The sequence below is a fragment of the Mesorhizobium sp. L-2-11 genome, assembly GCF_016756595.1.
In the GTDB taxonomy this organism is placed as follows: domain Bacteria; phylum Pseudomonadota; class Alphaproteobacteria; order Rhizobiales; family Rhizobiaceae; genus Mesorhizobium.
Window position 1 is genome coordinate 731662 of sequence record NZ_AP023257.1, and the last position, 25998, is coordinate 757659.

The 25998-nt window shown below is 64.0% G+C and carries 24 protein-coding genes; 13 read left to right on the top strand and 11 right to left on the bottom strand.

The annotated features are described in order from the left end of the window. Positions 1–85: 85 nt before the first annotated feature. Genes JG739_RS03465 through JG739_RS03480 form a run of 4 tightly spaced genes read right to left on the bottom strand, consistent with a single transcriptional unit; the run spans position 86 to position 2875 of the window. Positions 86–451, bottom strand: a complete 366-nt coding sequence (locus tag JG739_RS03465; protein WP_023802676.1) for a helix-turn-helix domain-containing protein — start codon at positions 449–451, stop codon at positions 86–88. Between the two features lie 34 nt (positions 452–485). Beyond that, complete coding sequence (locus JG739_RS03470) at positions 486–1013, bottom strand: Smr/MutS family protein (RefSeq protein ID WP_202365255.1); 528 nt, start codon at positions 1011–1013, stop codon at positions 486–488. Beyond that, on the bottom strand, positions 1010–2149 hold the full coding sequence (gene mltA, locus JG739_RS03475; protein WP_202365256.1) for a murein transglycosylase A: 1140 nt from the start codon (positions 2147–2149) through the stop codon (positions 1010–1012). The genes JG739_RS03470 and mltA overlap by 4 nt, the downstream gene beginning before the upstream one ends. A gap of 24 nt (positions 2150–2173) precedes the next feature. Further along, on the bottom strand, positions 2174–2875 hold the full coding sequence (locus JG739_RS03480) for a Tim44/TimA family putative adaptor protein (RefSeq protein WP_202365257.1): 702 nt from the start codon (positions 2873–2875) through the stop codon (positions 2174–2176). Between the two features lie 200 nt (positions 2876–3075). Here JG739_RS03480 and JG739_RS03485 point away from each other — a divergent pair, with 200 nt between their 5' ends. Both JG739_RS03485 and secB read left to right on the top strand, forming a co-directional pair. After that, positions 3076–3570, top strand: a complete 495-nt coding sequence (locus tag JG739_RS03485; protein ID WP_202365258.1) for an FxsA family protein — start codon at positions 3076–3078, stop codon at positions 3568–3570. Between the two features lie 270 nt (positions 3571–3840). Continuing rightward, positions 3841–4341, top strand: coding sequence for a protein-export chaperone SecB (gene secB, locus JG739_RS03490; protein ID WP_202365259.1), 501 nt, complete (start codon positions 3841–3843; stop codon positions 4339–4341). Between the two features lie 226 nt (positions 4342–4567). Here secB and dnaQ read toward each other — a convergent pair whose 3' ends face one another. The 5 genes from dnaQ to JG739_RS03515 all read right to left on the bottom strand — a co-directional run bounded on the left by dnaQ (position 4568) and on the right by JG739_RS03515 (position 8627). Further along, positions 4568–5287 carry a DNA polymerase III subunit epsilon gene (gene dnaQ / locus JG739_RS03495; RefSeq protein WP_202365260.1) on the bottom strand — a complete coding sequence of 240 codons (720 nt, stop codon included), beginning with the start codon at positions 5285–5287 and terminating at the stop codon, positions 4568–4570. 85 nt (positions 5288–5372) lie between these two features. Next, on the bottom strand, positions 5373–5975 hold the full coding sequence (coaE, locus tag JG739_RS03500; protein ID WP_202365261.1) for a dephospho-CoA kinase: 603 nt from the start codon (positions 5973–5975) through the stop codon (positions 5373–5375). 6 nt (positions 5976–5981) lie between these two features. After that, positions 5982–6824: a shikimate dehydrogenase gene (locus JG739_RS03505; protein ID WP_202365262.1), complete on the bottom strand. Its 843-nt coding sequence runs from the start codon at positions 6822–6824 to the stop codon at positions 5982–5984. Continuing rightward, the gene (locus JG739_RS03510; RefSeq protein WP_202365263.1) at positions 6817–7416 is read right to left on the bottom strand and encodes a Maf-like protein; all 600 of its coding nucleotides are present in this window, start codon (positions 7414–7416) and stop codon (positions 6817–6819) included. The genes JG739_RS03505 and JG739_RS03510 overlap by 8 nt, the downstream gene beginning before the upstream one ends. A gap of 389 nt (positions 7417–7805) precedes the next feature. Continuing rightward, positions 7806–8627 (bottom strand): pyruvate, water dikinase regulatory protein, encoded by an 822-nt coding sequence (locus tag JG739_RS03515; RefSeq protein WP_202365264.1) that lies wholly within the window; start codon positions 8625–8627, stop codon positions 7806–7808. A 403-nt stretch (positions 8628–9030) separates the two neighbouring features. On the opposite strand from JG739_RS03515, the gene hemE reads away from it, so the two are divergent. The 3 genes from hemE (at position 9031) to rho (ending at position 12178) form a co-directional block, all read left to right on the top strand. After that, positions 9031–10059 carry a uroporphyrinogen decarboxylase gene (hemE, locus tag JG739_RS03520; RefSeq protein ID WP_202365265.1) on the top strand — a complete coding sequence of 343 codons (1029 nt, stop codon included), beginning with the start codon at positions 9031–9033 and terminating at the stop codon, positions 10057–10059. After that, a complete protein-coding gene (gene hemJ, locus JG739_RS03525) occupies positions 10056–10607 on the top strand; it encodes a protoporphyrinogen oxidase HemJ (RefSeq protein WP_446720533.1) in 552 nt (183 codons plus the stop codon). The genes hemE and hemJ overlap by 4 nt, the downstream gene beginning before the upstream one ends. Positions 10608–10912: 305 nt before the next feature. Next, positions 10913–12178, top strand: coding sequence for a transcription termination factor Rho (gene rho / locus JG739_RS03530; RefSeq protein WP_202367326.1), 1266 nt, complete (start codon positions 10913–10915; stop codon positions 12176–12178). A gap of 192 nt (positions 12179–12370) precedes the next feature. On the opposite strand, the gene JG739_RS03535 is transcribed toward rho, so the two are convergent. Further along, positions 12371–14389 carry a thioredoxin domain-containing protein gene (locus JG739_RS03535; RefSeq protein WP_202365266.1) on the bottom strand — a complete coding sequence of 673 codons (2019 nt, stop codon included), beginning with the start codon at positions 14387–14389 and terminating at the stop codon, positions 12371–12373. Positions 14390–14453: 64 nt separating this feature from the next. Here JG739_RS03535 and mnmE point away from each other — a divergent pair, with 64 nt between their 5' ends. The 5 genes from mnmE to JG739_RS03560 all read left to right on the top strand — a co-directional run bounded on the left by mnmE (position 14454) and on the right by JG739_RS03560 (position 20203). Continuing rightward, entirely contained in the window at positions 14454–15776 is a 1323-nt protein-coding gene (gene mnmE / locus JG739_RS03540; RefSeq protein ID WP_202365267.1) for a tRNA uridine-5-carboxymethylaminomethyl(34) synthesis GTPase MnmE, read from the top strand. 162 nt (positions 15777–15938) lie between these two features. After that, the gene (mnmG, locus tag JG739_RS03545; RefSeq protein ID WP_202365268.1) at positions 15939–17813 is read left to right on the top strand and encodes a tRNA uridine-5-carboxymethylaminomethyl(34) synthesis enzyme MnmG; all 1875 of its coding nucleotides are present in this window, start codon (positions 15939–15941) and stop codon (positions 17811–17813) included. Further along, complete coding sequence (gene rsmG, locus JG739_RS03550) at positions 17810–18445, top strand: 16S rRNA (guanine(527)-N(7))-methyltransferase RsmG (protein WP_202365269.1); 636 nt, start codon at positions 17810–17812, stop codon at positions 18443–18445. Before mnmG ends, rsmG begins: the two co-directional genes overlap by 4 nt. Positions 18446–18482: 37 nt before the next feature. Beyond that, positions 18483–19283, top strand: a complete 801-nt coding sequence (locus JG739_RS03555) for a ParA family protein (protein WP_084646769.1) — start codon at positions 18483–18485, stop codon at positions 19281–19283. A 35-nt stretch (positions 19284–19318) separates the two neighbouring features. Then, positions 19319–20203, top strand: coding sequence for a ParB/RepB/Spo0J family partition protein (locus JG739_RS03560; RefSeq protein WP_202365270.1), 885 nt, complete (start codon positions 19319–19321; stop codon positions 20201–20203). A gap of 256 nt (positions 20204–20459) precedes the next feature. Here the strand turns inward: JG739_RS03560 and holA are convergent, their stop codons facing one another. Continuing rightward, complete coding sequence (holA, locus tag JG739_RS03565; RefSeq protein ID WP_202365271.1) at positions 20460–21503, bottom strand: DNA polymerase III subunit delta; 1044 nt, start codon at positions 21501–21503, stop codon at positions 20460–20462. Between the two features lie 503 nt (positions 21504–22006). Here holA and JG739_RS03570 point away from each other — a divergent pair. The 3 genes from JG739_RS03570 (at position 22007) to JG739_RS03580 (ending at position 25799) form a co-directional block, all read left to right on the top strand. Then, on the top strand, positions 22007–23239 hold the full coding sequence (locus JG739_RS03570) for a 3-methyl-2-oxobutanoate dehydrogenase (2-methylpropanoyl-transferring) subunit alpha (protein ID WP_202365272.1): 1233 nt from the start codon (positions 22007–22009) through the stop codon (positions 23237–23239). A 2-nt stretch (positions 23240–23241) separates the two neighbouring features. Further along, positions 23242–24255 carry an alpha-ketoacid dehydrogenase subunit beta gene (locus JG739_RS03575; protein WP_202365273.1) on the top strand — a complete coding sequence of 338 codons (1014 nt, stop codon included), beginning with the start codon at positions 23242–23244 and terminating at the stop codon, positions 24253–24255. A 122-nt stretch (positions 24256–24377) separates the two neighbouring features. Next, positions 24378–25799, top strand: coding sequence for a dihydrolipoamide acetyltransferase family protein (locus JG739_RS03580; RefSeq protein WP_202365274.1), 1422 nt, complete (start codon positions 24378–24380; stop codon positions 25797–25799). The last annotated feature ends 199 nt before the right edge of the window (positions 25800–25998 follow it).

Genomic DNA, 25998 nt, shown 5'->3' on the forward strand with positions numbered 1-25998 from the left:
CTATACGGGGAGAAATGCCCAGCAGGGCAATGAGGGGCGGCGCCGGCATCGACAATTGATCCCCTCCACACGAGTCGGACAAACACTACGTCCGCCCCAGCGCGGCGCGGATCGATGCGGTGATGCGGCGAAGCTCCGCCTCGTCGAGTTTTTCGATGTTTTCGGCCAGGACATTGGCAAGCTCGGTGGCGGCGGGGCTGAGACCCGACGTGTCGAGCTTCACCCGCGGGTGCGAGGTCTCGGCCAATCGCGCGAGTTCTTCGGCATCGTCCCAGATGACATTGAAATAGCCGATGATCTTCTGGATCAGCGTCCAGGTCGGCGCGCCGCGGCGGCCGTGCTCCAGCGCCGACAGATAGGCGGCGCTGACGCCGATCGCCCTGGCCATCGCCTTTTGGCTGACGCCGCGTTCGCTCCGCAGGGCGCGAAGCTTTTCGCCGAACGGGGTCACAAGTCCATCCTCGTGGGGTATGTGCGCATCCGCATCAGCGCGCGCGCCGCAGGCGGACATAGAGCGCGCCCGAGCCGCCATGCTTGCGGGCGGCGTGGTCGTGGCTGGAAACCAGCGGCCTGAATGCGGGTGTCGACAGCCAGGCCGGCACGGCGCGCCGCAAGATGCCGTCGCCGCCGGACGAGGAGCCCTTGCCGGTGATCACCAGCACATAGCGGATGCCGCCGGCATGCGCCCGGTGCAGGAAGGAAAACAGAAGCGAATAGGCTTCGTCCTGGCTCAGCCCATGCAGATCGACGCGGCCTTCGATCGGCAGCCGGCCCTTCGACAGTTTTTCCAGCGTCGGCTCGTCGAGCGCATGCGAAACATGCTGCGTCCTGGCTTTCGTGGCCGCAGCAGGAGCCATCGCCTGGGCACGCGTCTTGGTGTCATCAGCGGTGTCCGCCGGGCCAATATCCGGGATCTCGATGGCGGCCTTGCCCTTCAGCGGCTTGGCCGTGCGCGCCACCAGGTTCCACAGGACCCGGTCGTCCTCGGTCAGCCTGTCGATGCGCCGGGTCATCGCGCCGCTCCCGGCACAAGCCGACGCGGGATCAGCGCGTAGAAATCGGCAGGGTTGCGGACAACGCCGGCGATCTCGCCGGCCGCATCTCCCGTACCGGTGAACAGATCGCCACGGGCTGGGCCGGTGATGGCCGAGCCGGTGTCCTGCGCGATCATCAGCCGCCGGAACGGCTTGTTGTCGAAAGCGGTCAGCGACGGCCCATCGATGTAGAACGGCGTGCCGAATGTATGCAGCAGACGGTCGACAGCGACGGAGCGGCCCGGCGTCAGCGGCACTTTTGCGGCGGCGATCGGCCCGAGTTCCAGGTCGTCGGCCGCCGCCGCCTCGCTGGCGGAAATCTCGCGGAAAAAAATATAGGAGCGGTTGCGCCACAGGACCTCGTCGAGGCGCTCAGGATGCGCCTTGAACCAGGCGCGGACCGACTGCATGGTTACCGCTTCCAGCGGGATTTCGCCCAGCTCACCCAGGATCTTGCCCGGTCCGGTAAAGCGCTGGCCGGATTTGGCGGCGTAGGTGACGCGGCAAAGCCGGCCGTCGGTCATGGCGAGCCGCGCAGAACCCTGCACGTGGATGAAGAAGGCATCGACCTTGTCGGCGAGCCAGGCGATTTCCAATCCCCTGCCCGCCAATTCCTTGCCAGCGAGCGCGCCGCGCTCGATCTCGCCGCGGTCGAAATACTCGACCAGTCCTTCCGGCGTGGCGCGGCCGAAGGCGAGATAGGGATCCATTCCGTCGGGCCGGTTGGCGTCGTCGATGTCGACGAGATCGGCCGGACGCGACAGCAGCGGCACCGTAAATCGTTCGGTTCGCACCGGCGAAGCATCGACAACCGGTTCATAGAAGCCGGTGACGAGGCCGGCGCCGCCGCCTTCCGCCGCAATATGTGCCGGGATGAAATGACGCTCGAAGAAGGCGCGGGCTTCGCGTCGGTCGGTTGGCGAAACGGCGCGGGCAGCAGCATAGGCCTCGATGAAGGCATCGAAGTCGACACCGAGCCCGCCGGAGCGATAGGGTTTCGTCAGGATGTGAAAAGCCGAACGCCGGAAAGCGGCGAACGCGGCCAGATGGTCGTCCTCGTCCCAGCCGGGCAGATCGCCAAAGGATTTTTCGCGGAACGCCTGAGAAAGCGACACGACAGACCCCGCCGTGGTCCGGGCTCAGTCTTCTTCTTCGGTGGCGACGAGCTTCCAGTTCGGGTCGCGCGAGCGCGTATCGCGGGCAAAGGTCCAGACGTCCTTGACCTCGGCGACGGTTTCGGGATCGCCGTCGATGACGGCGCCGGCCTTGTCGCGCGTTGCCGAAATCAGTTCGCTGACGATGCGCAAAGTGATATGCGCCTCGCTGCCCTTCATCTCGGCGGAAACGATATCGGCCTTGTCTATGCCGACGAAGGAGGATTGGATCTTTTCCGATTTCGCCTCGCGGTCGCCGATCGCTGCGACAAAGCCGTCATAGACCTCGCGCGACAACAGGTTCTTCAGCGTCTTGCGGTCGCCATCGGCATAGGCCATGACGATCATCTCATAGGCCATCTTGGCGCCGTCGACGAAGCTCTTGGGGTCGAATGCCGGATCATTGTCCTTGATCGCGCGCAGGCCCTTGTTGAGATCGGTGTCAGGCTTGGCGAAGGCGTCGATCGCCGCATAGGCGTCGTTTGCCGGCTCTCCCGGCGCTCGCTTGCGCGGCAGCGAGACCACATTCTCGGGCTTCTGGGCGTCGTCGCGGGTGCGGCCGGCCGTATAGGGATCGAAGGGCGGGCGCTCACTGCCGGTGCGGCGGCCGAGCACATTGCGCAGCTGGAAAAAGATCACAACCGCCGCAACCAGAAAGAAAATCGTGCCGAAGTCGAAGAATCCCATATCTTCCGCCAATCAATCCCTACTCCGGCTGGACCGCCCGGCCAGGCGCTGGCTGCGGTCGCATAGCGTTCAACATCCAAAGCATATAGAACGCAAGCTGCAATCATTCAAATTAAAGGCAGCCATACCTATCTAAAAGGCTCAGTGCCAGCGGCGATTGCCCGCCGGCCGGCAAAACATCGAGAACGATCGGTCCAGATTTGCGCATTTCGCTGCTTCCCCTGTTCATCCTGGCGCTTCCGCTGCTGGAGATCGCCGGTTTCGTCGTTGTCGGCCAGGAGGTCGGCGCCCTGGCGACGGTCGGCCTGGTGCTCGCTTCGAGCATCGCCGGCGCGCTGTTGTTGCGATACCAGGGGTTCGGCGTCATGACCCGGGTCCGTGCCGAAATGGACGCCGGACGTGATCCAAGCCGTCAGCTCGCGCATGGCGCCATGATCGTGCTGGCAGCGATCCTGCTCATCATTCCCGGCTTCATAACTGACATTTTCGGCATTCTGCTGCTGCTGCCGCCGGTCCGCGACCTCGCCTGGCGGCGGCTGAAAGGCCGCATCGTGATGGCGACCAGTTTCGGCAGCGGCGGATTCCGGGCGAGGCCGCGCGACAAGACCATCGAACTCGACGACAGCGACTATTCGCGCGGCGACGAGCGCGGCCCCGATCACAATTCCCCCTGGCGCCGCCTCAAGGACGAGTAGGCGCGGCGCTTTCTTCCTTCTCCCCTTGTGGGAGAAGGTGGATCGGCGCGTAGCGCCGAGACGGAAGAGGGGTGTTGGACGGAGTGCATCGCAGCCAAGCTGGAACACCCCTCATCCGACCTCGCTTCGCGAGGCCACCTTCTCCCACAAGGGGAGAAGGAAGAGCGGAGGGAGAGCAGCGCAAACCTTGTCTTGTCATGCCGGCCATGGTAGCGAACGCCCGATTTCAATCCGGTCAGCAACGCTGCCGAGGCAAAAGGACAAAGGCTTATGGCCAGCAATGACGACGCGCCGACCAGCGCGGCCAGTGGCAACGGCGACGCGACGCAGCCTTCGCTCAGCGTGCTTGCCCAATATGTGAAGGACCTTTCCTTCGAAAGCCCCGGCGCGCCGAACTCGCTGCGCGGCCGCGACAAGGCTCCCGGCATTGCCATCAACGTCAATGTCAACGCCAACCCGCTTTCGGACAAGCAGTTCGACGTCAATCTGACGCTGAACGCCAAGGCGTCCTTCGACAAGGAAGTGCTGTTCAACGTCGAGCTGGTCTATGGCGGCGTGTTCGCCATCAGCGGCTTCCCGCAGGAGCACATGCTGCCGCTGCTGTTCATCGAATGCCCGCGGCTGCTGTTCCCGTTCGCCAGGCAGATCGTCGCCGAGGCGACGCGCAATGGCGGCTTCCCGCCGCTGATGCTCGATCCGATCGATTTCGCGCAGATGTTCCAGCAGAAGCTGGCCGAGGACCAGGCCGCCAGCAAGGTCAAGGTGAGCTGAAGCTCGGTGACGTTTGAAAAACCCGGCCTCGCGCCGGGTTTTTTGTTTGGGACGTCGGCGGGACAGCGCCCCCCTCTGGCCTGCCGGCCATCTCCCCCTCAAGGGGGGAGATCGGCAGCCCAAGCGTCTTCGCTCATTCCTGCGACGATGAAGATTGGCGAAGGCTGATGGGGGAGATGTCCGGCAGGACATTGGGGGGCCGACCGGGCGCACCCGCCAAAAATCACTATGCCGCGGAACTCGCTTCCCGGGCGACGCGCAGCCAGAGCGCCTTTTCGCCCAAAGTGCCGACCATGCTCGCATGCGCGGCGCGCTCTGCTTCGGTCAGGCGAGACGGCAGCGCTATCGGCCGCGCACCGATGCTGATGTCGATGTCGTCGACGTTTCTCCTGCCGCCGGCCGGCGCCGTGGCGCTGTCGAGGATGAGCGCCGCCTGCTTGCCGCCGATGAGCTCGATATAGACCTCGGCCAGCAATTCCGAATCGAGCAGCGCGCCGTGCTTGGTGCGGCGGGCATTGTCGATGCCGTAGCGCCGGCACAACGCGTCCAGCGAATTGGGCCCCATCGGATGCTTGCGACGCGCCAGCGCCAGCGTGTCGACGACAAGTCCGGGGTCGACGACCGGATGACCAAGCCGGCCGAATTCGACATTGAGGAAGGCGATATCGAAAGTCGCATTGTGGGCGACCAGCTTGGCGCCGTCGATGAAGGCAAGGAACTCCTCGGCGATGTCGCTGAAAGTCGGCTTGCCCATGAGGTCGGCAGCGCTGATGCCATGAACGGCCTGCGCCTCGGCATGGATCGGTCGTCCCTGCGGATTGATGTAGTGGTGGAAGGTGCGGCCGGTCGGGAAACGATTGACCAGCTCGATGCAGCCGAGCTCGATGACGCGGTCATCGCGGAAATCGAGGCCGGTGGTTTCCGTATCGAAGATGATCTCGCGCATCGATTCAGTCCGTTGGGTCCGGCGTTGGTCCAGCCGAATCATATGAGAACAAATTGGCAACATACTGCGCCGGACGCAAGCGCCGTTATGCAGTTCTGCCGGGCTTATCCCCAACCAGTTCAGCGACGATCGCTTTGACCGCCGCGCGCGCCGCATCAAAACCCTGTCCGGTGTCGATGACGAAATCGGCCGCTTCACGCTTTTCAGCGTCGGCAACCTGCCTGGCCAGGATCGACGCCAGTTTGTCCTCGCTCATGCCCGGCCGCGCCAGCACGCGGGCGCGCTGGATGTCGGGCGACGCGGTGACGACCACGACCTTGTCGACACGGTCGCGGCCGCCGGTTTCGAACAGCAGCGGGATGTCGAGAACGACAAGCGGCGCGCCGGCAGCCCGGTGTCTGGCGAGGAAAGCGTCAGCGTCGGCGCGGACCAGTGGGTGGATGATCGCTTCGAGCCGTTTTAGTGCGGCTGCATCGCCGAGCACCCGCTCGGCCAGCTTGGTGCGATCGACCGAGCCGGATTTTGTCGTTCCGGGAAACGCCGCCTCGACCAGCGGAGCAGCCTTGCCGGCGTAGAGACGATGCACCACCTCGTCCGAATCGTGGACAGGCACGCCGGCCTCGGCAAACATCCTGGCCGTCGTCGACTTGCCCATGCCGATTGATCCGGTGAGGCCGAGCACGATCATGCTTTTTTACTCCTCGGCGCCGAGATCGGCGACGATCAGCTGCCGCAATTCGGCAGTGACCTCGGGCCTGATGCCGAACCAGCGCTCGAAGCCGGGCACCGCCTGGTGCAGCAGCATGCCGAGCCCGTCGACGGTTTTCAGGCCGCGCGCTTTGGCGGCGGCCAGCAACGGCGTTTCCAGCGGCACATAGACAATGTCGGTGACGATGGCATGGTCCGGCAGCCTGGCCGGATCGGCGGACAGGCCTTCATTGCCATGCATGCCAAGCGCTGACGTGTTGACCAGCAGGCCGGCATCGGCAAGCAGCTCGCCGGTCGCCGCCGTGCCATGGGCCGAGACCCCGGCGCCGAAGCGGTGGCGCAGTTCCTCGGCTCGGGCGAGCGTCCGGTTGACGATGCGGATGTCACTGATGCCGCGCTGTTTGAGCGCATGGATGACCGCGCGGGCGGCGCCGCCGGCGCCGAGCACCACCGCTGGGCCGTTTGTGGCCCAGCCCGGCGCATGCTCGTCGAGATTGGCGGCAAAGCCATGGACGTCGGTGTTGCCGCCGCACAGTTTTCCGCCCTCGAGCCACAGCGTGTTGACGGCGCCGATCTGTTCGGCCGCAGCGTCGCGGCGCGCCGCCAGCGCGAAGGCGGCCTCCTTGTGCGGGATGGTGACGTTGCCGCCACGATAGCCATTCGCCTCGAGTGTTTCGACGAATTCGGCAAAAGCCTCCGGCGCAACGTCGATCGCCCGGTAGCTGCCGTCGATGCCGTATTTCGCCAGCCAGTGGGCGTGGATCTTCGGCGACCGCGAATGCGCGACCGGGTGACCGATGACGAAGGCCTTTTTCGCCACCTCAGCCATCGATCGCTCCGAGCTCGCGCAGTTTGGCCAGGACGGGCAGGAGCGGCAGGCCGACAATGGTGAAATAGTCGCCCTCTACTCTTTCGAACAGCTGGATGCCCTCGCCTTCGATCTGGTAGGCGCCGACGCTGGACAGCGCCCTGGCGCCGACGCGCGCCAGATGGCGGCCGATGAAGGCCGGATCGAGCTTTCGCATGGTCAGGCTGGCGACGCCGATATGCCGCCACAGGACTGCGCCGTCGTGGGCCAGCACCACGGCGCTGTTGAGTTGATGGGTCTTGCCCGACAGCGCCAGGAGATGGCGGCGGGCGGCTTCCATGTCGGCCGGCTTATGAAACACTTCGTCGCCGAGCGACAGCGTCTGGTCGCAGCCGAGCACCAGGGCGCCGGGCTTTCGCTCGCTGACCTCGGTGGCCTTGGCCTCGGCCAGCACCAGGGCAACATCCTCCGGCGAGATGCCGCTGTCTTTCAGCGGCGCCTCGAGCGCCCGCTCGTCGACTTCCGCCGGAACCGCCTCGACCGGCACGCCGGCATGGACAAGCAGCGCCTTGCGGAACGGGCTGCCCGAAGCAAGAACGATTTTTTCGGTCATGTTTATCGCCTAAGGTTGGTTGAGATTCCGATCCGGAGACGGGCGCGCAGACAGTCGCTGGATCGCTGCGCTTCTCGGGCACAGTGAACGGCATGGATCCTAGGGTCTCCGCTACGTCGCTTCGCTCCTGCTCCGCCCTAGGATGACGAAGGCATAGTGGTGTAAGGCCAATCGCAGATGTCTGAGATTGGCAGTTGCGTCGCGCATACCGGGTGGCGGCTGATGCCAAATCGCAAACCTTCGAGATTAGCTGAAACCCTCTTCACTTCGTCATCCTAGGGCGAAGCAAGGAGCGAAGCGACGCGGCGCAGACCCTAGGATCCATGCCGTGACCTTCGTGCCTTGCAGCGCTGAACGGCTAGACAAACCTCACCATGTCCTGACTTCAGTTATCGTGTCTTTCCCCGCAGGGCAACGATCGCCGCCGCCGTCTCCTCGATCGAGCGGCGGCTGACGTCGATCATCGGCCAGCCATGCCGCGTGCAGATCTGGCGGGCGTAGGCGAGTTCCTCGCTGATCGCGGCGCGGTCGACATAGTCGGTCGGCTCGTAGGCGCTGGTATTGCCGAGGATGCGGTTCTGGCGGACCTGCGAGATGCGCTCGGCGGTGGCGATCAGCCCAACGATCAGCGGCCTTTTGGCGTTGACCAGGCTTTCCGGCACCGGCACGCCGATCACGATCGGGATGTTGGCGGTCTTGATGCCGCGATTGGCGAGGTAGATGCTGGTCGGCGTTTTCGAGGTGCGCGAAATGCCGACGAGCACAATATCGGCGTCATCCATATTGGAAGGCAGTTGGCCGTCATCATGCTCCATGGTGAAGTTGAGCGCGTCGATGCGGCGGAAATATTCGGCGTCGAGGACATGCTGGGCGCCGACGCGGCGGCCGGCCGGCGTGCCGAGATAGGACTGGAACACGGTCAGCACCGGTTCCAGCACGGAGACGCAAGGCAGCCCCATGGCGGCGGAGCGCTCGTCGATGCCGCGGGCGAGCTTCTGGTCGACGACCGTATAAAGAATGATGCCCGGCTCCTCCTCGATATCCTCGAACACTTTCGTCACCTGCTTTTCGGTGCGGATCAGCGGGTAGATATGCTCGATGGCACGCGCATCCTTGTATTGCGCCGAAGCCGCGCGCCCGGCCGCCAGCAGCGTCTCACCGGTAGCATCGGAAATCAGGTGAAGGTGAAAGAAGCTCTGGGGTTTGTTCACAGGGGTTGGTTCCAAGCTGTGGGCCGATGTGGATAAGGGCGGTCGGAAAGATCGGCCGGTTCGGGGCGACTGTATCAGATGCCGGTTTGTCCACAATTCGATGCGCTATTCGCTTCGTCGGGCGGCTGGGGACAAGTCCGGGGACAGGCATTTTCGACTCGGCCTCATCCACAGGGCGATTTTCTCCAGGCGAGCGGCAAGGTATTGTTCCCAATCGGGAATTTCCAACTGTCCCCAAACTCCTCCCATCCGGCGGAAGAAGCACGCGACAATATGCTGGCTGGCCTTTTCCGGAGCAAGGCGGGACAGCAGACAACCACCGATACCAACAGACTCTTAGAATCATAAGATTCCTAGAAATAGAATATTTAATTATAGAGAAGCCTGGAGAGGCGAGCGCTGAATGCCTGAAAACCGCATCATGCTGGACGTGTTGAGAGGCAAGACGGTATCTCCGCCGCCGCTCTGGATGATGCGCCAGGCCGGCCGCTATCTGCCGGAATATCGCGAGACACGCAGGCGGGCCGGATCATTCCTCGATCTTTGCTACGATCCCGATCTTGCCGTCGAAGTGACGCTGCAGCCGATCGAGCGTTTCGGCTTCGATGCATCGATCCTGTTTTCCGATATCCTTGTCGTGCCGCATGCGCTGGGCCGCGACGTGCGCTTCGAGGAGGGCCGCGGACCGCTGTTGACGCCAATCGCGGTGACGGAGATTGCCGCTCTCGACGGCGAAACGTTTCACGTGAATCTCGAACCGGTCTACGAGACGGTCAGGCGATTGCGGACAAAACTGCCTGATCAAACGACGCTGATCGGCTTCTGCGGCGCGCCGTGGACGGTGGCGACCTATATGATCGCCGGCCACGGCACCTCAGACCAGGCCCCGGCCAGGCTTTTTGCCTATCGAGAGCCGGCGGCTTTTTTACAGTTGCTGAAAGTGCTTGCCGATCACTCGGCCGCCTATCTGATCCGACAGATCGAAGCCGGCGCCGATGTGGTGCAGATCTTTGACTCGTGGTCCGGCGTGCTCGACGAAGCTTCTTTCGAGGCGTTTTGCGTCAGGCCGGTGGCGGAGATCGTCAGGCAGGTCCGGGCCGTCTATCCCGACATTCCGATCATCGGCTTTCCCAAGGGCGCCGGTGCCCACTACCGCAGCTATCGCCAAAAAACCGGTGTGACCGGGCTGGGGCTCGACTGGACCGTGCCGTTGACGACGGCGAAGGAATTGCAGCGCGACGGCGCCGTGCAGGGCAATCTCGATCCGTTGCGGCTGGTGGCCGGCGGCAAGGCGCTTTCGGACGGTGTCGACGCGATCCTGAAAGCACTGGGCGATGGACCGCTGATCTTCAATCTCGGCCACGGCATCACGCCGGAGACGCCGATCGCGCATGTCGAGGCGATGGTGAAACTGGTGCGGGCACATCGATGACCGACATGAACAACGCCAACAATGGTGCGGGCAGCAGCGGTGGTGCAGCGATGCGTCGAGCGTCGATCGCCATCGGCATCTTCCTCGTCCTGGCGGCGCTTCTGTTCCTGTTCGGGCCGGATGACTTTTATCCCTGGGCAAAGGCGATCCACGTCATCGCCGTCATCTCGTGGATGGCGGGCATGCTCTATCTGCCGCGGCTGCTGGTCTATCATGCCGATGCGGAAAAAGGCTCCGTCCAGTCGGAGACTTTCAAGGTGATGGAGCGCCGGCTGCTGCGCGGCATCATCAATCCGGCTATGATCATCACCTGGGCGTTCGGCCTCTGGCTGGCCTGGAAAGGCTTTGGCTTTCAGGGCGGCTGGCTGCATGCCAAGATCACTGCTGTGCTCGGGCTCTCGGCCGTTCATGGCTATCTGGCCGGCGCGGTGCGCAAATTCGCCGAGGACCGCAACGAAAGGCCCGCAAAGCACTGGCGGATCGTCAACGAGATCCCCACATTGCTGATGATCGTCATTGTCGTGCTGGTCATCGTGAAGCCGTTTTGAGCTTGGCTGCCAATTGGCGAAACCACTCATGGCAGCGTCTTTCTCCCCGTCACTATACGGGGAGAAATGCCCGGCAAGGCAATGAGGGGCAGCGCCGACCGACGACGCTTCGCTGAGTGAGGGCAGCGCAAATCTGAAGCGATTGGCGCTCACAAAAGGCAGCTTGCTCTTTCACTCGACCGGCGATAAAAGACGGGTCTTCCTTCCCGTCATGCGCCGCCCCATTCATCGCTTCGGCCGCGCCCGGCATTTGTCGCATCCCGCCGATATTTTTCCCAAAAGCTTACTCAGAGTCCGTCTAGATGATGCAAGAAATGAAACTCACAGAGTTCAAGAACAAGAAACCGCCAGAGCTGATCGCTTATGCCGAATCGCTCGAGGTCGAGAACGCCAGCGTGATGCGCAAGCAGGAGCTGATGTTCGCGATCCTGAAGCGGCTGGCGACCCAGGACATCGAGATCATCGGTGACGGCGTCGTTGAAGTGCTGCAGGACGGTTTTGGCTTCCTGCGCTCGGCCAATGCCAATTACCTGCCGGGTCCGGACGATATCTATATCTCGCCGTCGCAGATCCGCCGCTTTTCGCTGAAGACCGGCGATACGGTCGAAGGTCCGATCCGCAGCCCGAAAGAGGGCGAGCGCTATTTCGCGCTGCTCAAGGTCAACACGATCAATTTCGACGACCCCGAAAAAATCCGCCACAAGATCCATTTCGACAATCTGACGCCGCTTTACCCGACCTCGCGGCTGAAGATGGAAATGGACGTTCCAACCTCGAAGGACATTTCGGCGCGCGTCATCGACCTGGTGGCGCCGCTCGGCAAGGGCCAGCGCGCCCTGATAGTGGCGCAGCCGCGCACCGGCAAGACGGTGCTGTTGCAGAACATCGCCCATTCGATCACCAGCAATCATCCCGAATGCTACCTGATCGTGCTCTTGATCGACGAGCGGCCGGAAGAAGTCACCGACATGCAGCGCTCGGTGAAGGGCGAAGTCGTCTCGTCGACCTTCGACGAGCCGGCGGTGCGCCACGTCCAGGTCGCCGAAATGGTGATCGAGAAGGCCAAGCGCCTGGTCGAGCACGGGCGTGACGTCGTAATCCTGCTGGATTCGATCACCCGCCTCGGCCGCGCCTACAACACCGTGGTGCCGTCATCCGGCAAAGTGCTGACCGGCGGCGTCGACGCCAATGCGCTGCAGCGGCCGAAGCGCTTCTTCGGTGCTGCCCGCAACATCGAGGAAGGCGGCTCGCTGACCATCATCGCCACCGCGCTGATCGACACCGGCAGCCGCATGGACGAGGTCATCTTCGAAGAGTTCAAGGGCACCGGCAATTCGGAAATCGTGCTCGACCGCAAGGTGGCGGACAAGCGCATCTACCCGGCCATGGACATCCTCAAGTCCGGCACCCGCAAGGAAGATCTTCTGGTCGCCCGCCAGGACCTGCAAAAAATCTTCGTGCTGCGCCGCATCCTGGCGCCAATGGGAACCACCGACGCCATCGAGTTCCTCATCGACAAGCTCAAGCAGACCAAGACCAACGCGGATTTCTTCGATTCGATGAATACGTAAGGGGCAAAGGCGCAGTTCTCCCTTCTCCCCTTGTGGGAGAAGGTGGCCGAGCGAAGCTCGGTCGGATGAGGGGTGTTCCAGGGAACACCGACGCCTCATTTCTTCCAGCACCCCTCATTCGTCTCGGCGCTGACGCGCCGATCCACCTTCTCCCACAAGGGGAGAAGGGAGAGCCGTGCCGCATCCCCTCTCCTATCCGCGCCGCAACCGCCGCTCCAATTCCTCGGCGTCCGTTATCACCGGCAGGCAGACCTGTCCGGTGCACAGCCAGGCGCCGGGCTCGGTCGTTGGCGGCAAAACGCCGCCTGGCAGTGTCGTCAGGTCTGTCGCCGAACCGACCGGCACGATCGTGTCGATCCGGCGCGGGTCCGGATTTCGATTCGCAACCGGAACAAGCCCCGGATTCTCGGGACTATCCACCAGCACCAGTTTCAACGGCTCGAGCGCCAAGGCGCAGGCGTTGACGATACCGGCCTGGCCATAGGCCTGATGCGCCGCACGGCCGGCCGCGTGTTCGGCGACCTTCCAGGTCTTTTCCTGCAATTCGGGATCGCCCGAAAGCGAGGACATCAGGACCATGGCCTCGATGATCTGGCCGGTGGCTGAAGGAATGGCCTCGTCGGCATCGCCCCTGATGCGGATCGGCACGTCACTGCTGTCCGACGCGGTGAGATAGTAGCCGGTGTTGTTCTCATCGCTGTGCCATTGATCGAGCTGCGCGATGAATTGGCCGGTCAGTTCGGCATAGCTCGACGTGCCGGTGGCCTCGAACAAGGAGATCGCGGCGTTGGCCATGGCGGCGTAATCGCTCGACAGCGCCGGAAACAGCTTCTTTGCGCCAAGCATAGAATGCGGCAGGCGGCCGTCTCGGCCGGCACTGGCAATGGCAGCAAACGCCTGTTCCGCCGCCTCGATCCAGTCGATCCGTTTCAGGGCGCGCCCGGCTTCGGCGAGAGCCGCGATCACCAGGCCGTTCCAGTCGGTCAGGATTTTTCCGTCACGCCCGGGCCTGACGCGCTGCTCCCTGGCTGCCAGGAGTTCTTCTTTGAGCGGGATGAGCCGGTCGCGATCGGCAACGCTTTGTTTTTGCTGGACCGCAGTCTGGTGGATTATCGGCTTGCCTTCCCAGCCATGCGGGCTGGAAAGCGTGAAGTATGGGAAAAACAACGCTGATTCGTCGCCGAGAGCGGTTTCGATCTCATCCCTGCTCCAGGTGTAGAACAACCCCTCCTCGCCCTCGCTGTCAGCGTCCAGGCTGGCAGCGAAAGCGCCGCCATCGACGCGCATCTCGCGTAACAGCCAACGAACAGTCTCTTCGATTCGCAGCCGGAACAAATCATTGCCGGTCGCCGCGTAAGCCCAGTTGCACAGCCTGATGAGCTGCGCGTTGTCGTAGAGCATCTTTTCGAAATGCGGCACCAGCCATTCGGCATCGGTCGAATAGCGGCTGAGGCCGCCGGCGACATGGTCATAGATGCCGCCCGCCAGCATCTTTTCGAGGCTGAGCAGGACAGCGTCGCGATGGGCCGTGGCGCCGTCGCGCAGCCAGGACAGCCACAGCGTCTGCATGAACGGCGCATTGGGGAATTTGGGCGCGCCGCGCAGGCCGCCCAGGTCCCTGTCGATCATGCCGTCGATGCCGTTGGCGAGCGTCGCCAGCGTGTCGCGGTCGAGCACCGCCTTGGCATGGCTGCCGGCCAGACGCGCCTCGACATGCGTGGTCAGGCCGTCGGCGCTTTGGTTAACGCTTTGTTTCTTCTCGCGCCATGCCTTGTCGACCGCCTCCAGTACCTGGACGAAGCCCGGACGGCCGTAGCGGGCTTCGCGCGGAAAATAGGTGCCGCCCCAGAACGGCTTGCCGTCGGGCGTCAAAAACATGGTCAGCGGCCAACCACCCTGCTCGCCCATCGCCGACAATGCGGCCATATAGATCTGGTCGATGTCCGGCCGCTCCTCGCGATCGACCTTGATATTGACGAACAGACGGTTCATGACGGCGGCGACGTCGTCGTTCTCAAAACTTTCGTGCGCCATGACATGGCACCAGTGGCAGGCGGCGTAGCCGACCGAGAGCAGGATCGGCCGCTCGAGCGCCTTGGCTTCGGCGAGAGACGCCGGCGACCACGCCCGCCAATGCACCGGGTTGCCGCTGTGCTGCTGCAGATAGGGGCTGGCCTCTTCGGCAAGCAGATTTTTCGCGGGCAACGTCATTGTCGATAACTCGGCAATCTGTCGGTGAACAAGCGAAGCTAGGGCGGTTGTGCTGGGTCGGCAAATGATTTCAGGTAATTCCATTGTCGCCCTGTCGAGCGGCCGGCTGCCGGCAGGGGTTGCCGTGATCCGCATTTCCGGCCCGCAAAGCCGATTCGTCGTTGAAACGATTGCCGGTTCCATGGTTCAGAACCGTGTTGCCACCTATCGGCAGTTCAGAGCGCCGGACGGATCGGTGCTCGACAGCGGGCTGGTCGTTTTCTTTGCCGGCCCAAACAGCTTTACCGGCGAGGATATTGCCGAGTTCCATGTCCATGGCGGGCGAGCCGTCGTGGCGAAGATGCTGGAGGTGATCGCCGGCTTCGACGACGTCAGGCATGCCGAGCCGGGCGAATTCACCCGCCGCGCCTTTCTGAACGGCAAAGTCGATCTGGTCGAAACCGAGGCGCTGGCCGATCTCGTCAATGCCGAGACCGAGGCGCAGCGGCGCTTTGCCGTGCAGAATGCCGAAGGCGTGCAAAGCGAGCTCTACCTCGACTGGCGCCGTCGGCTGATCCATGCGCGGGCGATGATCGAGGCGGAAATCGATTTTGCCGACGAAGACGATGTGCCGGGTTCCGCTGCGGAGACGGTCTGGTTGGACGTTCGCGCGATGATCGAGGAGATCGAGCGTCATGTCCAAGGGTTCCGAGCCGCCGAAATCATCCGTGACGGCTTCGAGGTCGTCATCCTCGGTGCGCCGAATGCAGGCAAATCGAGCCTGTTCAACGCTCTGGCCCGGCGCGAAGCGGCGATCGTCACCGAGGAGCCCGGTACCACCCGCGATCTGCTTGAAGTGGTGCTGGACCTGGAGGGGATGCGGGTAAGGATAACCGATACCGCCGGCTTGCGCGAGACGCCCGGCAGGATCGAGGCGATCGGCATCGAAAGGGCGAGGAGCAAGGCCGGCACTGCCGATCTGCTGCTGGTGCTGGAGGATATGGTGGAGCCGGTCCCGATCGGCGCAATACCGGACGATGTTCCGGCGTTGCGGATCGGGACGAAGGTCGATTTGCTGGGGGATGAATCGCTTGCGATGCACTACGATTCGGTAATCTCGACGAGGGACGGCACCGGGCTGGCGGAACTGCTGGCCGAGATCGGCCAACTTGCCGCGGCGCAGGTCGGCCAGGCCGGCGATATCCTGCCGTCGCGGCTGCGGCACGTCGATCTGCTCACCGAGACGATGGGTTTCCTGTGTGCGGCGGTGAAGGGGGAGGATCGCGGGCAGGAGCTGCGGGCCGAGGAATTGCGGCTGGCAGCGGATCGGCTTGGCCGCATTGTTGGAGCGGTCGATGTCGAGGACATGCTGGATGTTATTTTCTCGCAGTTTTGTATTGGCAAGTGACTCACGTGAAACATTGGGAGATTGGATGGCTTCGGGTGATTCACGTGAAACACCACGCGATCAGCTCGAAGGCATTGTTTCACGTGAAACGAGCGCCACGTATTCTTGACAGCGCGTGCATCCGGGCACATGTGTCGGTGCTCTTGAACTCGGGATTCTAAAATGACCGATCACTATGATGTGGTTGTGGTGGGCGGCGGCCATGCTGGTTGCGAGGCGGCCAGTGCTGCCGCGCGCGCTGGCGCGAAGACCGCTTTGGTGACACTGCGCTTCGCGACGATCGGCGTCATGTCGTGCAATCCGGCAATCGGCGGGCTTGGCAAGGGCCATCTGGTTCGCGAGATCGACGCCATGGACGGGCTGATGGGGCGCGTTGCCGATGCGGCCGGCATCCAGTTCCGTTTGCTCAACCGCCGCAAGGGCCCGGCAGTTCGCGGGCCGCGGACGCAAGCCGACAGAAAACTCTATCGGCTCGCCATGCAAGCGGCGATTCGCGAACAGGCGGGTCTCGACGTGGTCGAGGGCGAGGTGCTGGATTTCGAAATCGCCCATGGGCGCCTGGCGGCGGTGCTGCTGGCGGATGGCCGCCGGCTTGCCTGCGGCGCCGTGGTGCTGACCACCGGGACTTTCCTGCGCGGGTTGATCCATATCGGCGAGAAGAAAATCGTTGCCGGCCGCATGAACGAGCAGGCCAGCCTCGGCCTGTCGGCGACGATGAGCCGCGCCGGCTTCAGGCTCGGGCGGTTGAAGACCGGCACGCCGCCGCGGCTGGACGGGCGAACGATCGATTGGGCGTCGCTGGAGAGCCAGGCGGCGGATGACGACCCGGTGCCGTTCTCGCTGATGACCGACCGCATCGACAACCCGCAGATCCATTGCGGCATCACGCGCACAACTGGAGCGACGCACGAGCTGATCCGCGCCAATCTGGGTCGTTCCGCAATGTATTCCGGATCGATCGAAGGGGTGGGGCCGCGTTACTGCCCGTCGATCGAGGACAAGATCGTCAAGTTCGGCGACCGCGAAGGCCACCAGATTTTTCTGGAGCCGGAAGGGCTGGACGACGACACCGTCTACCCGAACGGCATTTCGACCTCGCTGCCGGAGGACGCGCAGCTCGACATTTTGAAGACCATCCCAGGCCTTGAGCGCGCAACCATGCTGCAGCCCGGCTATGCCATCGAGTACGACCATGTCGATCCGCGCGAGCTCGAGCCGACGCTGGAGACGAAGCGGATTGGCGGTCTTTTTCTTGCCGGGCAGATCAACGGCACCACCGGTTACGAGGAGGCCGGGGCGCAAGGATTGTTGGCCGGCCTGAACGCCGCGCGCAAAGCGTCGGCAAGCGATCAGGTCGTGCTCAGCCGCACCGAGGCCTATATCGGGGTGATGGTCGACGATCTGACCAGCCGCGGCATCGCCGAACCGTATCGGATGTTCACCTCGCGGGCCGAATTCCGGCTGTCGCTGCGCGCCGACAATGCCGATGAGCGGCTGACGCCGCTGGCGATGAAGCTCGGGATTGCCTCGCAGGAGCGGACGCAACGCTTCAACGACGTCGTGCAGGACCTTGAAAAGGCGCGGGACCTTGCGCTTGGCACGACCATGACCCCCAACGAAGCGGCGCGTCATGGGCTGGAGATCAACCGGGATGGGGTGCGCCGCTCGGCCTATGAATTGCTGGCCTATCCCGGCGTCGATGTCGCCTGGCTGGGCCGAATCGCCCCGCAGTTTGCGGGCATTGACAGCAAAACGGCCGAACGCCTTGAAACGGAAGCGAAATATTCCGTCTATCTCGATCGCCAGCAAGCCGACGTCACCCAGATCAGGCATGAGGAGAGCCGGTTGATCCCGGCTTCTCTCGACTTTGCTTCGGTTCCTGGCCTGTCCAACGAGCTGAAGCAAAAGATGCTGGCGCGCCAGCCGCGCTCGATCGCCGACGCTCAGCGTATGGAAGGGATGACGCCGGCGGCGCTGGCGATCATCGTCGCGCATGTCCGCAACGCCGAAGCCGCCGCGCGAAGGAATGTTGCGTGAGCGCTGCCGCATGGGCGAGCCTGCAAGCGGCTGCCGGTCCGGTTTCACGTGAAACATTCGAACGCCTGGTCGAGTTCGAGACGGTGTTTCAGAAATGGAACCGCCGGATAAACCTGGCGGCGCAGTCGACGCAGGGCGATGTCTGGCGCCGCCACATCCTCGACAGCGCGCAGCTGGCGCGAATCAAACCAGACGCGAAGCGCTGGGTCGATCTCGGCTCCGGTGGCGGTTTTCCCGGCCTGGTGCTGGCGTTTCTGCTGGCCGAGCGCGACGGCGCCAGCATCGATATGGTTGAAAGCAACCGGAAAAAAGCATCGTTCCTGCAAGCGGTCGTCGGCCAGTTCAACCTGCCCGCGAGAGTCGTCGCACGGCGCATCGATGATGCCTATCCGCTTGTTTCGACACCTCAAATCGTCACGGCCAGGGCGCTGGCATCGCTTCCGGTGTTGCTCGATTTGTCGGCGCCTTGGCTGACGGCGGGCGCCTGCGGCCTGTTCCACAAAGGCCGGGATTACCGCACTGAAGTGGCAGAAAGCGCTCAACGATGGTCGTTCGATCTGGTAGAACATGCCAGCGCGACCGACGCTCATGGCGTCATCCTCGAACTGTCTGATTTGCGCCAACTGACTTAAGATCGGCGACCTCGGCATGAATTTCTGGCATAGACCCATGATGAAGAATGGCCCCCGAATCATCACCGTAGCCAACCAGAAGGGCGGCGTCGGCAAGACGACGACGGCCATCAATCTGGCGACGGCGCTGGCGGCGATCGGCGAGCGGGTGCTGATCGTCGATCTCGATCCGCAAGGCAATGCCAGCACCGGCCTCGGCATCGACCGGCGCGACCGCACCGTTTCCTCCTACGACGTGCTGACCGGCGAGCTCGATCTGGAGGCGGCGGCGATCCCGACAGCGGTGCCGGGCCTGTCGATCGTGCCGTCGACACTCGACCTGCTCGGCATCGAGATGGAGATCGCCTCGGCGCCGGACCGGGTGCTACGGCTGCGCAACGCCTTGCGCGCCTCGGCCGAGCGCTCGGCGAATTTTGGCTATGTGCTGATCGATTGCCCGCCATCGCTAAATCTTCTGACGCTGAACTCGATGGCGGCGGCCGATTCGGTGCTGGTGCCGCTGCAATGCGAATTCTTCGCGCTCGAAGGCTTGAGCCAGCTGCTGGAAACGGTCGAGCAGGTCCGCCGCTCGATCAATCCCGAGCTGACGATCCAGGGCATCGTGCTGACCATGTTCGACGGGCGCAACAACCTCGCCAACCAGGTGGTGCAGGATGTGCGGGCGCACATGGGCGACAAGGTCTATGAAACCGTCATCCCGCGCAATGTGCGTGTCTCCGAGGCGCCGTCCTACGGCAAGCCGGCGATCCTCTACGATCTCAAATGCTCCGGCAGCCAGGCCTATCTGCAGCTTGCCTCCGAGGTGATCCGCCGCGAGCGCAAACTGCGCGCCGCCTAGACGCTGACACAACACCGAAACGATCTGGACAGACGATGAGCGAAGACCTTTCGAGAAAAAGACTGGGCCGGGGATTGGCGGCGCTGATCGGCGAAATCGATCGTCCGGCAGCAGTGGAAAAGCCGGGCATGAATGCCGACGGCAAGGTGCCGATCGAGTTCCTGAGCCCGAACCCCAAGAATCCGCGCCGGCATTTTGGCGACGCCGACCTGACCGATCTTGCCCAGTCGATCCGCGAACATGGCGTGGTGCAGCCGGTGGTGGCACGGCCATCGCCGACGCAAGCTGGCCGCTACGAGATCATTGCCGGCGAGCGGCGCTGGCGCGCGGCGCAGCGCGCCGGGCTGAGCGAGATCCCGATCATCGTGCGCGATGTCAACGATCGCACCGCGCTCGAACTGGCGATCATCGAAAATGTCCAGCGCACCGACCTCAATCCGGTCGAGGAGGCGATGGGCTACCAGCAGCTGATCGACGATCACGGCTACACCCAGGCCGATCTCGGCCAGGTGATCGGCAAGAGCCGCAGCCATGTCGCCAACACGCTGCGGCTGTTGAAGCTGCCGGACGTGATCCGCGACATGCTGGTCGACGGCGCGCTGTCGGCCGGCCATGCCCGTACATTGGTGACGGCGCAGGATCCGGCGGGTCTGGCCAAGCGCATCGTCGAGGACGGGCTTTCGGTGCGCCAGGCCGAAGCACTGGCGCAGATGCCGGCGGGTGCGCCGACGGTGAAGCGACAGCCTGCAGCACCGGTGCAAAAGGATGCTGATACGCGGGCGCTGGAAAAGCTGATGACCGACACGCTCGGCATGTTCGTCACCATCGAGCACAACGAGCGCGGCGGCGTGATCAGCGTCGCCTATCGGACGCTGGAGCAGCTCGACGAGCTATGCCGGCGGCTGAAGCAGGAGGGGTGATTAGCCGGCAAAGTGTAGCGGAATCAGTCGAGGGGTGGTCACCTCGGTTTCTTCCTTCTCCCCTGTGGGAGAAGGTGGATTGGCGCGTAGCGCCAAGACGGATGAGGGGGTGTTCCAGCTTGGCGCCATCGGTGGCGGCGGTGTTAAGGACGACGAGTTCGAGATCACCAACGCCTCATTCCTTCCAGCACCCCTCATCCGACCGAGCTTCGCTCGGCCACCTTCTCCCACAGGGGGAGAAGGCAAGACGGAGCACCTACCGCTGCGCCAACCTTGCACTCTCCAAAGCAATGCCGAGCAGCGCCTGTCGGGCCAGCGCGACCGCGAGGTCCGGCCGGCGCCGCGTCTGCAGGACCGCCGTCTGCAGCCGGGTCAAGGCGCGGCCGAGCGCCTCGCTGCTCCAGCGTTCGAGGGCCTTTTCGACCAGCTTGCGCCGCGCGAAAAAAACCGGTGGGCGCGCCGCGGCGACGACCGAAGCAGCGTTGCGGCCGCCGGTGTCCATCAGACCGCGCATCGCCTGGATCGCCTGCAGCTGCCGCATCGCCGACGAAAGCACCAGAAAAGCCTGGCCGCCGGACTGGCAGTGACGGGTGAAGGCGATGTCGAAGTCGCCGACCTTGCCTTCGAGCAAGGCATCGACGGCGTCGTCGAAGGACAGGCCGGAGACGTCGCCCGACGTCGCCTTGACGTCGTCGAGGCCGATTTCGCTCCGGCCGTGGGCATAGAGCACCAGCTTTTCGATCTCGCCGCGCGAGGCCAACCGGTCGCCACCGAGGTTGCGGCGCAGCGCCTGGCGGGCCTCCAGCGTCATCGACATGCCGGCCTTGCGCAATTCGTCGTCGATGACGGTATCGATGTCCCGCGCCTCGTCGGCGTAGCACGGCAGCGCCATGGCAATGTCGGCCGCCTCGACGATGGCGCGCAGCCCGACGCCCTTCTTCAGGTCGCCGGCCTCGATCAGGATGATGGCGTCACGCGGCGGCTCAGTGGTCAGCGCCTTGACGTCGTCGGCAAGCGCCTTCTGGCCGGAGGCATTGCGCACCCAGAGCAGGCGCCGGTCCGAAAACATCGGCACGGTGCGTGCCTCGTCGAGCAGGCGGCCCTCGTCGCGATCGACTTCCGACCCGTCCAGCCTGACCACCGAGAACGGATCGTCTAGCGGCAGGCCGGTTTTGCCGGCAAAGGCCTTTGCCCGCTCGGCGACCAGCCCGCGGTCGGGCCCGTAAAACAGGACGATCGAGATGCGCGGATCCGGCCGCGCCAACCACGAATCGACCTCGTAACCTTTCTTCTGTGCCATGGGCTATGGGTTAGCATGATGCGGGCGCCGGGTGAAACGATAGGTGGGCACTCGCTGCGGACAAACGATGAGGAGCGTGATCTCCCCCCTTGTGGGGGAGATGTCCGGCAGGACAGAGGGGGGCGCTGTTCCGCCGACCTCTCATTCGATGCAAATCACGCGCTCAGGCATGGTTCCCGGCTGATCGCAAATGAACAAGGTGGCGTTCCTTCACCCCCCTCTGCCCTGCCGGGCATCTCCCCCACAAGGGGGGAGATTGGCAGCTCCGGCCACGGCGCGAGGCCTCAATCCGAGGCGTTGTCCAATCTGGCGGGAAACCCGGCGCAATGATGCGTCAAATTGCGCGCGGACCCGGAAGATCGACAAGAAATTTCGCTGACATATCTTCATCCTGACGCGTGCTGCCGGCGGCGCGTCGCTGGCCGGAAGCCTTGCCCGACGAATTGGCACTGGTCTGCCGGTGTGCAAATATCTTGGCCGGGCAACATGGGAGGACGAAGGTCATGGCCGATGCGGGAATGTTGCGCTTCCATGTGCCGGAGCCGGAGGTGCGGCCGGGCGGGACGCCGGATTTCTCAGATGTGACCATCGCCAAGGCCGGCTCGGTGCCGCGTCCCGAGATCGATGTCGATCCGCGTGATATCCGTGATCTGGCGTTTTCGATCATCCGTGTGCTCAACCGCGCCGGCGAAGCCGTCGGGCCGTGGGCCGGCCTGCTTTCCGACGACGAGCTGCTGGAAGGCCTGCGCCATATGATGACGCTGCGCAGCTTCGACGCGCGCATGCAGATGGCGCAGCGCCAAGGCAAGACCTCGTTCTACATGCAGCATCTCGGCGAAGAGGCGGTGAGCTGCGCCTTCCGCAAGGCGCTGGCGCCGGGCGACATGAACTTTCCGACCTATCGACAGGCCGGCCTGCTCATCGCCGACGGCTACCCGATGGTCACGATGATGAACCAGATCTATTCGAACGAGGCCGATCCGCTGAAGGGCCGGCAGCTGCCGATCATGTATTCGTCGAAGAAGCATGGCTTCTTCTCGATCTCCGGCAATCTGGCGACGCAATATATCCAGGCGGTCGGCTGGGCGATGGCTTCCGCGATCAGTAATGATTCCAAGATCGCCGCCGCCTGGATCGGCGACGGGTCGACGGCCGAGTCCGACTTCCATTCGGCGCTGGTCTTCGCCTCGACCTACAAGGCGCCGGTCGTGCTCAACGTTGTCAACAACCAGTGGGCGATCTCGACCTTTCAGGGCATCGCCCGCGGCGGCTCCGGCACATTTGCCGCCCGCGGCCTCGGCTTCGGCATTCCATCGCTGCGGGTCGACGGCAACGATTATCTCGCCGTCCACGCGGTGGCCAAATGGGCCGCGGAGCGGGCGCGGAAAAATCTCGGGCCGACGCTGGTCGAATATGTCACCTATCGGGTCGGCGCGCATTCAAGCTCCGACGATCCGTCGGCCTACCGGCCGAAGGCCGAATCCGACGCCTGGCCGCTCGGCGACCCGATCGTCAGGCTGAAGAACCATCTCATCCAGCGCGGCGTCTGGTCGGACGAGCGCCACACCCAGGCCGAGGCGGAAATCCTCGAAACGGTGATCGCGGCGCAAACGGAGGCCGAACGCCACGGCACGCTGCATGCCGGCGGCAAGCCTTCGACGCGCGACATGTTCGAGGGCGTCTATGCGCAGATGCCGCCGCATCTCAGACGCCAGCGCCAGCAGGCGGGGGTCTGACCATGCCAAGACGGACCATGATTGAGGCGATCCGCGACGCCATGGACGTGTCGATGGGGCGCGACGAACGCGTCATCGTGTTCGGCGAGGATGTCGGTTTTTTCGGCGGCGTGTTTCGCTGCACGCAAGGGCTGCAGGCGAAATACGGCAAGAGCCGCTGTTTCGACACGCCGATCAGCGAATCGGGCATCGTCGGCTCGGCCATCGGCATGGCCGCCTACGGCCTGAAACCTTGCGTCGAGGTGCAGTTTGCCGACTATGTTTATCCGGCCTATGACCAGATCGTCTCGGAGGCTGCGCGGCTGCGTTATCGCTCGAACGGCGATTTCACCTGCCCGATCGTGGTCAGGATGCCGACCGGCGGCGGCATTTTCGGCGGCCAGACCCACAGCCAGAGCCCGGAGGCGCTGTTTACCCATGTCTCCGGCCTGAAGGTCGTCGTGCCGTCCAATCCGCATGACGCCAAGGGTCTTCTGATCGCGGCGATAGAGGATCCCGATCCGGTGATATTCCTGGAACCGAAGCGGCTCTACAACGGCCCGTTCGATGGCCATCACGAGCGCCCGGTAACGCCGTGGTCGAAGCATGAGCTCGGCGAGGTCGCCGACGGGCATTACACCGTCCCGCTCGGCAAGGCGGTGATCCGTCGGCCGGGCGCCGCGGTCACCGTTCTGGCCTACGGCACAATGGTCTATGTCGCGCAGGCGGCGGCCGAGGAGACCGGCATCGACGCCGAGATCATCGATCTGAGGACGCTGCTGCCGCTCGATCTCGAGACGATCGTCGACTCGGTCAACAGGACAGGCCGCTGCGTGGTCGTGCACGAGGCGACGCTGACATCCGGCTTCGGCGCCGAGTTGTCGGCGCTGGTGCAGGAAAACTGCTTCTACCACCTGGAAGCGCCCGTGGTGCGGGTCGCCGGCTGGGACACGCCCTATCCGCATGCGCAGGAGTGGGATTATTTTCCCGGTCCGACCAGGCTCGGCCGCGCGCTCGTCGAAACGATGGAAGCCTAGCGCATGACCCCGAAAAATCGAATCGATTTTCGGAAAGGATCATGCGCAGATTCAAAATTGCTACAGCGTCCTTTGCGCGTCCAAAAGGACGCGCGGCGCTGTAGGAGGGAGGCCTGACGACGATGGGCGAATATGTGATCAAGCTGCCCGATGTCGGCGAAGGCGTCGCCGAGGCCGAGCTGGTCGAGTGGCAGGTCAAGGTCGGCGATCTCGTGCGCGAGGACGCGGTGCTTGCCGCCGTCATGACCGACAAGGCGACGGTCGAGATTCCTTCGCCAGTCGACGGCGAGATCGTCTGGCTGGGTGCGGAGATCGGCGACACGGTGGCGATCGGCTCGCCCATTGTACGCTTGAAAGTGGCCGGTGAGGGCAATGTGAAGGCAGGTACGGAGCCGGGCGGCGAGGCGGGCGCCAAGATTACCCCCACCCCTGGCCCTGCCGGGGCGAGCCACCGGTCTCGCCCGTCCTTCGGACCCCCACAAGTGGGAGAGGGACAACCTTCGGCTCCCAAGGCCGAAGCCAAACCAGCCCCGCCATTGCCCGAAAGAGCTTCGGTGCGCGAAAGTGAGCCGGTGACGGAATCCCCCTCCCCCTTGTGGGGAGGGGCTAGGGGTCGGGGTACTGCGGTCGATGAGGGTACTGCATCCGTCGCCGCGCCGCGTCCCGAAGGTGAAAAGCCGCTGGCCTCGCCGGCCGTCCGCCTCAGGGCAAAAGAGGCCGGCGTCGATCTCCGACGGATCAGGGGAAGCGGCCCGGCCGGCCGCATTCTCCACGAGGACGTCGACGCCTTCCTGGCGCGCGGCCCGCAGCTTGCGAAGGTCTCCGGCCTCGCCCGCAACGAGGCGGTCGAGGACATCAAGATCATCGGCCTCAGGCGCAAGATCGCCGAGAAGATGGCGCTGGCCAAGTCGCGCATCCCGCACATCACCTATGTCGAGGAGATCGACGTTACGGCATTGGAGGATTTGCGCTCGGCGCTCAACAAGGAGAAGCGCAGCGGCGCGGAGCGGCCGAAGCTGACGCTGCTGCCCTTCCTGATGCGGGCGATGGTCAAGACGATCGCCGACCAGCCCAATATCAACGCGCTGTTCGACGACGAGGCCGGCATCGTCCACCAGCATGGCGGCGTCCATATCGGCATTGCCGCGCAGACGCCTTCGGGGCTGGTGGTGCCGGTGGTCAAGCACGCCGAGGCACGCGACATCTGGGACTGCGCCGCCGAGGTTTTCAGGTTGGCCGAGGCGGCCAGATCGGGCACGGCGACGCGCGACGAGCTGTCGGGATCGACGATCACCATCACCTCGCTCGGCGCCATGGGCGGTGTGGCGACGACGCCGGTGATCAATCATCCGGAAGTGGCGATCCTCGGCGTCAACAAGATGATGGTGCGGCCGGTGTGGGACGGCACCCAGTTCATGCCGCGCAAGATGATGAACCTGTCGTCCAGCTTCGACCACCGCGTCATCGACGGCTGGGACGCCGCGGTGTTTATTCAACGGATCAAGACGCTGCTGGAGACCCCGGCGCTGATCTTTGTGGATTGAGATGATGAGGTCAAAGCGCGCTCTCAATCGGAGGCCGTTCGGGGCGTCAGGACGCTGGCTCCCCCTTCTCCCCTTGTGGGAGAAGGTGTCGCCGAAGGCGACGGATGAGGGGTGCTCCAGCTTGGCACCGATCGCATTCCGTCCAACACCCCTCATCCGTCTCAGCGCTGCGCGCCGATCCACCTTCTCCCACAAGGGG